At 60.3% G+C, this 9550-nt stretch carries 8 protein-coding genes and 2 pseudogenes; all 10 read left to right on the forward strand.

Translation table 11 applies throughout. The features are described from left to right. The first annotated feature begins 83 nt into the window (after positions 1-83). Complete coding sequence (locus ACI1US_RS11730; protein WP_461640626.1) at positions 84-230, forward strand: hypothetical protein; 147 nt, start codon at positions 84-86, stop codon at positions 228-230. 51 nt (positions 231-281) lie between these two features. Further along, positions 282-1534: pseudogene (locus ACI1US_RS11735) on the forward strand (IS3 family transposase). 666 nt (positions 1535-2200) lie between these two features. Further along, positions 2201-2314: pseudogene (locus ACI1US_RS11740) on the forward strand (IS481 family transposase); the annotation flags it as partial. A gap of 295 nt (positions 2315-2609) precedes the next feature. After that, entirely contained in the window at positions 2610-2909 is a 300-nt protein-coding gene (locus ACI1US_RS11745; protein ID WP_461640628.1) for an ArsR/SmtB family transcription factor, read from the forward strand. Positions 2910-2988: 79 nt separating this feature from the next. Beyond that, positions 2989-4455: an ABC transporter substrate-binding protein gene (locus ACI1US_RS11750; protein WP_461640630.1), complete on the forward strand. Its 1467-nt coding sequence runs from the start codon at positions 2989-2991 to the stop codon at positions 4453-4455. A gap of 53 nt (positions 4456-4508) precedes the next feature. After that, the gene (locus ACI1US_RS11755; RefSeq protein ID WP_461640632.1) at positions 4509-5495 is read left to right on the forward strand and encodes an arginase family protein; all 987 of its coding nucleotides are present in this window, start codon (positions 4509-4511) and stop codon (positions 5493-5495) included. A 27-nt stretch (positions 5496-5522) separates the two neighbouring features. After that, positions 5523-7049: an ABC transporter substrate-binding protein gene (locus ACI1US_RS11760; RefSeq protein ID WP_461640634.1), complete on the forward strand. Its 1527-nt coding sequence runs from the start codon at positions 5523-5525 to the stop codon at positions 7047-7049. After that, the gene (locus ACI1US_RS11765) at positions 7042-8007 is read left to right on the forward strand and encodes an ABC transporter permease (RefSeq protein ID WP_461640636.1); all 966 of its coding nucleotides are present in this window, start codon (positions 7042-7044) and stop codon (positions 8005-8007) included. Before ACI1US_RS11760 ends, ACI1US_RS11765 begins: the two co-directional genes overlap by 8 nt. A 131-nt stretch (positions 8008-8138) precedes the next feature. Continuing rightward, the gene (locus tag ACI1US_RS11770; RefSeq protein WP_461640637.1) at positions 8139-8906 is read left to right on the forward strand and encodes an ABC transporter permease; all 768 of its coding nucleotides are present in this window, start codon (positions 8139-8141) and stop codon (positions 8904-8906) included. After that, the coding region (locus ACI1US_RS11775; protein ID WP_461640638.1) for an ATP-binding cassette domain-containing protein at positions 8903-9550 on the forward strand (648 nt) is incomplete at its 3' end. The genes ACI1US_RS11770 and ACI1US_RS11775, both read left to right, overlap by 4 nt.

The following is a 9550-nucleotide window of genomic DNA, read 5'->3' on the forward strand; positions in this document are numbered from 1 at the left end:
TGTGTCAAACGGCCCTCCTGCTAGATCAGAGCCACGAAGGTGAGCAGCACGCGCCTGTCTGTCGGGAATGCAGGAGGTCAAACATGAAACAGAGTGCATCTCCATACGACCACAGCTCAGAGCTGGAGCCAAAGCCCTGGGTGAAAGAGGGAATCACCGGAACCGAGGAACCGAGACCTGCTGAAAATGCAGGCTACGGCCGCGTCGACTTCGACAACGAAGAAGGCTGAAGCGCCCTGGGTTTGTTGGAGGCTCCAGAGTTATGGAACGAGAATGGGACCTTGCCCCAACACAAGAACAAGGGACGCCGCTATTCCGCTGACGAGAAAGCTGCCGCAGTCCGGATTGTGCGCACCCTCCGTGCCGAGCTCGGTACGAGCCAAGGAACGACCACGCGGGTAGCCGAACAGCTCGGCTACGGGGTCGAATCTGTGCGCGCCTGGGTGCGCCAGGCCGATATCGATGACGGCATGAAAACCGGTGTCACGACCAACGAGCAAGCGCGCATGCGTGAACTTGAGCAAGAAGTGCGTGAGCTCAAGCGTGCAAATGAAATCTTGAAACGGGCCGCATCTTTCTTCGGGGCGGAGCCAGGCCGCCAACACCGGAATTAGTGCGATTCATCAACCAGAACAAAGACGATGTGGTCGCCGGCCGGCGGCTCGGGGTCGAGCGCATCTGCAAGGTTTTGCAGGTGGCCCCGTCAACGTATTACGACGCGAACGGCAGAGCAGCATCTGCCCGGCAGCAGCGCGACGCGGAAATCGCGCCGCTGCTGCTCGAGCTCTGGGAATCAAACTACTCCATCTATGGGGTGCGCAAGCTCTGGAAAATCGCTCAGCGAGCAGGTATCCGGATCGGTCGCGACCAAGTCGCCCGGCTCATGAAAGTCCTTGAGATTGAGGGCGTGCGGCGGGAGAAGCGGGTGAAGACCACGAAGCCTGACCCGGAGAGGCCGAGGCATCCTGACCTCGTAAACCGTGTGTTCAAGGCGGCTGCGCCGAACCAATTGTGGGTGACGGACTTGACATTCGTGCCGACCTGGCAGGGCGTCGCCTACGTGTGCTTCATTATCGACGCGTACAGCCGTGCGATCGTGGGGTGGCGGTGTGCTTCAAGTATGAACACCGAGACGGTACTGGACGCGATCGAGATGGCCCGCTGGTCTCGCGGGAAGTATCTCCCGGAACTCCGGTGACATAGCGATGCGGGCAGCCAATTCACGTCTATTCGCTACGGGGAACGCCTTGCAGAGATCGGGGCAACGCCCTCGATCGGGACCGTTGGTGACAGCTACGACAACGCTCTCGCGGAGACCGTAAACGGGTACTACAAGGCCGAACTCGTGCGAGGGCCGGCGAAGTCTGGGCCATGGAAAACGATCGATGATCTCGAGCTCGCGACGCTGGGCTGGGTGCACTGGCAGAACACGAGACGGCTCCATGGCTACCTCGGAGACATGCCGCCGTTCGAGTACGAAGAAGCGTTCTATGCTGGGGTTACCAGCGCCAAAGAACTGGTTGAAATCAAGTGAGCTGAGTCTCCATCAAACCCAGGGCGCTTCATACGGCCGACCTCGACTGCGGACTCTCCCCGCGCGAGCGCTGCGTAGACCGTGAGTCGTTGTTCCCAGGGATAGTGTGTGTGCATGTGTAACCTCCTGGTGTGGAGGTGTTGCGTTAGCTACTTGAAACCACCCTCAAGCCAGTCGCCGGCATCCTGACTCGTGCGTTTCGGCGCACTCAACATCGCTGTGAGCGTGATGCTCCGGGAGGCTTGATCCATATCGATGCGAAGGAGCTCGGCCGAATCCCCGAGGGAGGCGGGTGGCGAACCGGTGGCCTCGATACCCTCAATCAGGAGCGAGGTCGAAAGAAGTCCGCAGGCTCGGGATAGATCTGTGAATGTCGCCGTTGACGATCACTCCGGGCTTGCGTATGCGCGTATCCTCCCGGAGGAGCAAGGGGTAACGTGTGTGCAGTTCCTCAACAACGTGCCAGCGTTCTTCGCCTGCCATGGGTTCCAGATACGAGAAGTCATGACTGACAATGCGCTGAACTACCGACGCTCCCAGTCGTTCCAGGGCGAGGTCGCCGCGTTGGGTGCTTGTCACGTTCTGACGCGCCCGTACTCGCCCTGGCAGAACGGCAAGTCAGAACGCTCTAATCGGTCCATGTGAGAAGGGCGGGCGTTTACGTCGAAACAGGACCGGGCAGAAGCGCTTCAGCCCTGGCTCGAATATTACAACTATGATCGGCCACACACTGTTTGTGCGGGGTTGCCACCGATCAGTCGAGTGTCACCAACCTCATGACAGAGTACAACTAGGTCTGGGCTCTCCCGGTCCGAGGAATATTGGGCACGGCTGCTGCGATGAGTCGTGCCCCGGGCAGTGCCTCGCGAGCGCGTCGGTTTGATTGTCGGCCAGCCGTGCCGGGCCCATTGCTTTCAACTTCACTGCTTAGGGAACGAACGAGCTGGTGCGAGGCACCTCCGAGACTGCGACGGTAGCAAATATGGCAATCATGTAAGAATGGGGATGTGGCAGGCGGCCTCTGTTTGCTTGCCAGCCAGGTAACTGGAGTTTCTAGAACGCGGAGAGGGCTTGAATGGCAGCGCAACGCGCACACAGCGAAGACTCGACGTTCCGCGCTCTCGCGGATCCAGTACGGCGCGAAATTCTGTCATTCGTCGGCTCACAGGAGCTACCGACCGCTGGTGAAATCGCTGCCCACTTCCCCGGTATTGGGCGCACCGCTGTGTCATCACACCTTCGCATCCTCCGTGACGCGACGCTACTTGCCGAAGTGCGTGATGGGCAGCGCCGCCGCTACCAGCTCGGCCCCAACAGGGCGGATGCTGCGATAGATTTCCTTCGACAGATCTACGCCCCAGACTTCGAAGCATGAGCTGACAACGATGCGCAGCGCAGGCGATCGGGTATCGGCGGGGGCACTCCCCGGACCCAGTGAAGCTGCGTTGCCCGGCGTGACGACTTTTGTCGATGAGAAGGTCGTGGAGCTTCCGATTAATGAGGTATTCGACGGACTCCTAGCGATCGGCCGTGGGGAGCAGCGCGGAAGTTACCTTGCAGCGAGCGCAGCGACGGCCATGCGTGGACAGGCAGTCCGGACTTTCGTGCCGGTAGTGAAGGGCGTCGGGGTTCGGCTTGAACAAGCGGTTGCCAGACTCGCCGAGTACACCCCTTACAAGCGTCTCGTCATCTTGCAAGAGTCCCCGTGGGAGAGCCGGACGGAGATTTTGTTGACGGCCCTCGGCTCGGGCACTCGAGTGTCCACACGGACCTCGGTCCCGGTGCAGACAGTTGAGCAGGTGGCCGACATGCTAGATGGAAACCCGCGGGGGAGCGGTGAGCGTGGGCGTTCGGGACGTGCACTCACGCCCACGCGGCGGATCGCCTTGATCACGAGCCTTTCCGGGCACTCCAGCCTCTACGGTCGAAGCACGGTGAACTGCGCGAAGCTCGCAGAACGGCGCATCAACGCCGAGAGCGGGCTGCTTGGACAACCCGTTGAAGTCACTGTGATTGATGACGCCAGCAGCGCGCAGCACGGGCTCACCCAATTGCTCGCGGCGGATGCTCGTAGGGGGATAGACGCTGCCGTCGGCGTGCACTCATCAGCGATCGCCTCGGCCGTTGACGCCAGCGGGTGGGCTGAGAACAAGCCGTACTTCTACGCGCCGCTTTCTGAGTCCACGCTCCCGCAACGCTCGCTCATCGCTGTGGGCGACACGGAACGGGACCAACTGGAGCTCGCTATTCCCTACCTGGATAGTATTCACGGAGCCGGGTCCCGATGGGCGCTCGTTGGCAGCGACTTCTCGTGGCCGCGGGCGGTGAACAGGCGCGCTAGACAGCTCATCACGTCGCTTGGCGGTGAGGTGGTCAGGGAAGTGTATGCGGATCCGGAGACTCCCGACGTTGAAGAGCTCGCTCGCGAGGTGCTCGCCGAGAAGCCTGACATCATTGTTTCCTCGCTGGTGGGGTGGGGGATGATCGGGTTCGAAGAACTGGTTCACCGCGCAGGGCTCAGGCCGCGGGTGAGCTCGCTCTCTCTCCTGCTTGACGAATGCAGCAGGGAACTGCTGGGGGAAGCAGCAGACGGGATCTGGGCGGCCACTTCATATCTACCGGCCCTCGACACTGATGAAAACCAGAGCTTCGTAGGTGAGTACCGTGAGGCGTTTGGTGAGCTTGCGCCACCAATATCTTTCCTCGGCGAAGCCACCTACGAAGCCTTGCTTTTGCTCGTGGGGAGCGCAAATCGTGCGGGCTCGATGTCGCCGGGGGCCGTTCGCGGAGAGTTGTCGCAGGCCCACTTGACTGGACCGCGCGGTTCCCTCGAAGTCGGCACAGATGGCCGGTTGCAGGCACCCATGCGGCTGGCCCAGGCCACGGCACACGGATGGAACCTCCTCCCAGCAGCCTGGTAACAAAACAATAACAGTGTCAATGTGTCGATAAGTGTTGACATATTGTTTAACGCATGACGATCAACGACGATGCTCAATCAGTTTCTCTGCTCGGCAACGCCTTCTGGTGCGGACGCGAAGCAGAGGGCGAATTCCAGATGGCAACGGCACCCGAGAAGCTCTTCATCGAGGGGAAACTAGCGGAGAGACTTCGAGTAAACCGCGCGGATGTTGAAGTTCTCATGCTCGAAGGCGACGCTGAGCCGCAGCCCGAGGAATTTGGTGAAGACCAGCGTACGCTGCCACGCGGAGATCAGATGAGCCGAATGCTTGCTCAGAACATTCGGCTCTCGAAGCTTGTGCGGGCAACGCGGGAGGCGGGCAGGCTGCCATTTGTGGAACCTACAAGCTGCTCCTCAGCGCTCGGTGTGCTGGGTGGACTCGACGATGAGGGTGTTGGGCTCATTTGGTTTGACGCGCACAGCGACGCGATGACTCCCGAATTCTCAGTCAACGGCTTCTTTGAAGGCATGCCGGTGAGTACGATCGCGGGGCACTGTTGGAATGCATATGCGGCACGGATTCCAGGCTTTCACACACTGCCCGAAGACCAGATTGTCACAGTCGGTTACCACGAGGTCTATCAGCCTGGTGAGCGGGGGCGCGATTACCATGGGCGCGCAATGGGAACGGTAGTGGACCCTCCCGTGATCGCGAAGCTCGGGTTTGAATCGGGCCTCACTGCAGCACTCGACTTGCTTTCTGCACGTACAGACAGAGTTTACGTCCACTTCGACGCCGACGTTCTCGACGCAAAGGTGCTCATGGCAAACCGGCACGCTGCGGTCGGAGGCCTCACCCCGGAGCAGCTTGGGCTCGCTTGGCGGCTCATAGCCGATCGATTCCGTGTATCGGCATTCGTTATGGCCTCGTGGGATCCAACGATGGACCCGCGAGGACTGGACGTACTCGTGCCGATCGTACAGGACGGCATTGAAGTGTTCAGCTCATCCAATGCAGCGAGATCCCGTGCATTGCCAAGAACTCCCGACCGTCTATAACGCGAATACTGCGAAGAGAGGAACGACATGCGTACTTCCACAACTCCGGCTCGTCGCCGATCAACACGGGCCATCGTATTCGCTGGCGCTGCCGCGATCACGGTATCTCTTGCAGGTTGCCAGAGTGCCGGCGATGAAGTCCAGGATGGTGTGCTGCGGATCGCGGTGACTGGGGGCTCCAGCGATACGCTCGACCCACACATTACGCCCGCGACTCAGGGCGACCTGGTGCGCGCCGGGAACATTTTTGAAGGACTTACCGCGTTCGGCCGGGAAGGCGAGCTGGAGTACCTCCTTGCCGAGGAAATGACTCCAAACGATGACGCGACCGAGTGGACAATAGCGCTGCGACCGGAGGTCTCCTTCCAAGACGGGAGCGCCTTCACCGCAGCAGATGTGATCGCAAGTATCGAGCGGATTCAACTCCCAGAGAACGGCACCAAGGGGGCCTCGTTGGTTTCCTTCATCCCGCCAAGCGGCGTCGCCGCGGTCGACGACCTCACAGTTCGGATTAGCCTCGACGCGCCCTACGGACCTTTTGCTGAGCTTTGGGCCAGTCCCTACCTCTACATAACTCCAGCTGGGTTCGATGCGGATGCTCCCGTAGGTACGGGGCCGTTCATTCTCTCCGAGTTTGTTGCAGGACAGCACTCGTTACTGAAAGCGAACGAAAGCTACTGGGGCGGAGCGCCACGTGTTGATGCCCTCGATGTGATTTCGTTCACAGACGGCCAGGCCCAGATCAATGCGTTGCAGGGCGGGCAGGTCGATATCGCGAGCAGCGTCAACTATGCCGATGCGCCGGCTTTGCAAGACACGTCCGGCGTGCAGCTGCTTGAAAACCGATCGCAGCAGTTCCTGCCGATATACATGCGTACCGACCTTGAACCATTCGACGACCCGCGGGTGAGAGAGGCGCTCAGACTGCTCGTGGATCGAGAGGAGATGGTTGCTGTAGCTCTGAACGGCTACGGCACCGTTGCCAACGACATGCTCAATCTCACAGAAGCCGGGCCTGAGATGCCGCAACGCACGCAAGACCTCGAACGCGCTGAGGAACTGCTGAAGGCTGCCGGGCAAGAAAATCTCTCGCTGGAGCTCACTGTCAACGACGGGATTTCAGGCATGGCCGAATCTGCTCAGCTGTTCGTGGAGCAAGCGGCGAAGGGCGGCGTGAATGTCACGCTCAACAAGATCGACGAGACAAGCTACCTCGAAAAGTACACTGAGTGGCCCCTGGGCGTCGACTTTTTCACCACCGACCACCTCGGACTGGTGCCGCTGCTCCTGCTGCCTGACGCGACGTTCAACCTCGCGCACTGGGACGATCCCGAGTATGTGGAACTCGGTGCACAGATGTTCGGAGAGCCGGTCCCCGAAGTTCGGGCAGAATTGCTCTCGCAAATGCGCGCCATAGAGTACGAGCGCGGTGGGCTCATCATATGGGGGTGGGTAACTGTTCTGAACGCCTATTCAGACCGCGTCGTTGGACTCGAGCCCGACGTTGGAGCGAAACCATTTGTACGCCTTAACCAGGTGAGCCTCGATGGCTGAAAGGCCTACGCGGTGGTTGCTCGCCCGAACGGGGAGCAGCTTCGCCGTACTCTCAGTTGTTACGGTACTCGTCTTCGTCGCGACCCAGGCTCTACCTTCGGATGTCGCGCAGACGATTCTTGGCCGCGGCGCTAGCCCTGCGCAAGTAGCGGCATTACGAGAGCAACTTGGCCTCGAACGTTCGCTTCCCCTGCAATATTTCGATTGGCTCGCGACCCTGTTCACCAGTGGAGGCGGGGAATCAATCTCGCAACACACTGTCGCAGCAGAATGGGTCTGGCCGAGGCTGCTGGCATCGGTGACACTCGTGGCGTGTGGGCTTGTCCCCGCAGCTCTTGTATCGATTCCGCTCGGACTCAGCCTCGCCAAACGGCGCGATTCCGCTGGCGACAGAGCGTATATGACCGCAACCATCGTAGTGAATTCCATGCCAGAGTTCGTGCTCGGCACTCTTCTCATTGTGCTGCTTGCCACGGGTGCCGCGCAGCTGCTGCCGCCGGTCTCGATGTTTGATGTGCAGCGGGGGCCACTGAGCAACCCTGTTGCGCTCGTGCTCCCGGCGCTCACCATCTTTCTGCTTGGGGTCGCGTATTTTTCGCGGCTCATGCGAGCCTCAACAATCGACCAGATGCGGAGCGAATACCTCCGGACGGCCGAGCTACGCGGGGCCAGCACAGCCTCGCTTCTGTGGCGAGAGGCCCTCCCGAACGCGGTCCAGCCCATGATCCAGGCGATCGCGGTGATGTTCGGCACAATGCTTGCAGGATCAGTCGCACTCGAAACCGTCTTCAACTACCCCGGGCTTGGAACAGGCCTCATTCTCGCGCTCAACGCCCGCGACCTCCCGCTCATCCAATTTATTGTCATGTTGATTGCAGCCATTTTCGTGTTCGTAAACCTGGCCGCAGATCTCGTCACAGCAGTCATCACGCCGAGCGCAAGAAAGGCGCACCCATGACGTCCCCGCACACGCCCAGCGACGACACTAGGAGCCTTGCCATTCGAGAGGAGCCAGCTGGAGGTTCGAAGCGTTCAGTGAAGGGTCAGTTAGCCGCGTCACCGACGGTACTCGTAGGGCTCGCGCTCACGATGCTAATAGTCATTTTCGGTCTTTTTGGCCGCTTCGCGTCGCCCTATAGCCCAACGGAGAACGCGTCGCGCCCGTACGCACCACCCGGCGACGGGCTCGTGCTTGGTGCCGATGCCTTAGGGCGCGATGTGTTGTCCAGACTGCTCTGGGGCGGTGGGAATCTCATATGGATGTCTGTACTTGCGGCTCTCGTCGGGGTTATCCTCGGTTGCGCACTCGGGATGGTTGCGGCGATGAGCGGGCGACTCGCCGAGAACCTTGTCATGAGGGGTATCGAAGTGCTTCTGGCCTTCCCGAGCATGCTGCTGGTGTTGCTTTTTGTTTCAATGCTTGGGCCATCACCCATCCTGCTCGTACTCCTTGTCGCGGTCACACACATCGCTCCTGTTGCACGCGTCACCCGCGGTGCCGTGCTACCGCTCAAAGACAAAGAGTATGTGCAGTGGGCGCAATTTGTCGGGCTGGGGCGTGCGCGACTGGTTTTTACAGAAATACTGCCGAATATTACGTCACCAGTGCTCGTTGAGCTTGGCCTCCGCCTGATGTGGTCGGTTGCAGTATTCGCAGCGCTCAGTTTCCTCGGTTATGGAATTCAGCCTCCAGAAGCTGACTGGGGTCTCATGATCAACGAGAACCAAGGAGCATTGCGGTCGCAGCCTTGGGCGATGCTTGCGCCCATCGCCCTCATCGGGGTATTTACCGCCGGGCTCAGCCTCGTCACTGAGGGTGTGAGTCGTGTGCTCAACAGGACGGGGACCGAACAATGAATGAAGTGCTTTCGATCGCTGAGCTGACGGTAGACCTGCCCCGGCTTCAGCGCCGAATTGTCGAGCAGGCATCGCTGACAGTTGAACGCGGCGAGATCAGCGCACTCGTCGGTGAATCGGGATCGGGGAAATCGACTGTCGGTCTCGCCGCGCTCGGCTACGCGAAACCCGGTGCCCGATTGGCGCGGGGCACCGTAGCGCTTGACGGCGTCGACGTGCTGGAGCTCACGGGGAGAGCGCTTAGGCAATTTAGGAGGGAACATGTCAGCTATGTGCCACAGGACCCGGGCACGGCGCTCAACCCAGCTGTGCGCCTGCATGCGCAATTCAACCGTGCAATTGGCGCTCGAGAGGCCTCACATGACCAGCGTGCAACCAAGATCCGAGAGGCATTGCGCTCTGTTGCGCTGCCCGACGACGCCACCTTCCTTCGCCGCTACCCGCAACAGCTATCAGGAGGGCAACAGCAGCGCGCACTCATCGCGATGGCAGTCGTCAACAGGCCGTCGGTGATCGTCTGGGATGAGCCGACGACCGGTCTTGACGTAGTCACCAAACACGAGATATTGCGCCTCATCCGGGATCTCTCGAACCGGCACGGCATTGCTGGCCTATATATCTCACACGATCTTGCGGCGGTCGCG

Source organism: Leucobacter sp. BZR 635, assembly GCF_048061935.2.
In the GTDB taxonomy this organism is placed as follows: Bacteria; Actinomycetota; Actinomycetes; order Actinomycetales; family Microbacteriaceae; genus Leucobacter.

What these genes read in the sequence shown, in the direction of transcription:
- ACI1US_RS11765 (WP_461640636.1), top strand. Translation starts at nt 7,042, where the DNA reads ATGGCTGAAAGGCCTACGCGGTGGTTGCTCGCCCGAACGGGGAGCAGC.
- ACI1US_RS11755 (WP_461640632.1), top strand. Translation starts at nt 4,509, where the DNA reads ATGACGATCAACGACGATGCTCAATCAGTTTCTCTGCTCGGCAACGCC.
- ACI1US_RS11770 (WP_461640637.1), top strand. Translation starts at nt 8,139, where the DNA reads ATGCTAATAGTCATTTTCGGTCTTTTTGGCCGCTTCGCGTCGCCCTAT.
- ACI1US_RS11745 (WP_461640628.1), top strand. Translation starts at nt 2,610, where the DNA reads ATGGCAGCGCAACGCGCACACAGCGAAGACTCGACGTTCCGCGCTCTC.
- ACI1US_RS11760 (WP_461640634.1), top strand. Translation starts at nt 5,523, where the DNA reads ATGCGTACTTCCACAACTCCGGCTCGTCGCCGATCAACACGGGCCATC.
- ACI1US_RS11730 (WP_461640626.1), top strand. Translation starts at nt 84, where the DNA reads ATGAAACAGAGTGCATCTCCATACGACCACAGCTCAGAGCTGGAGCCA.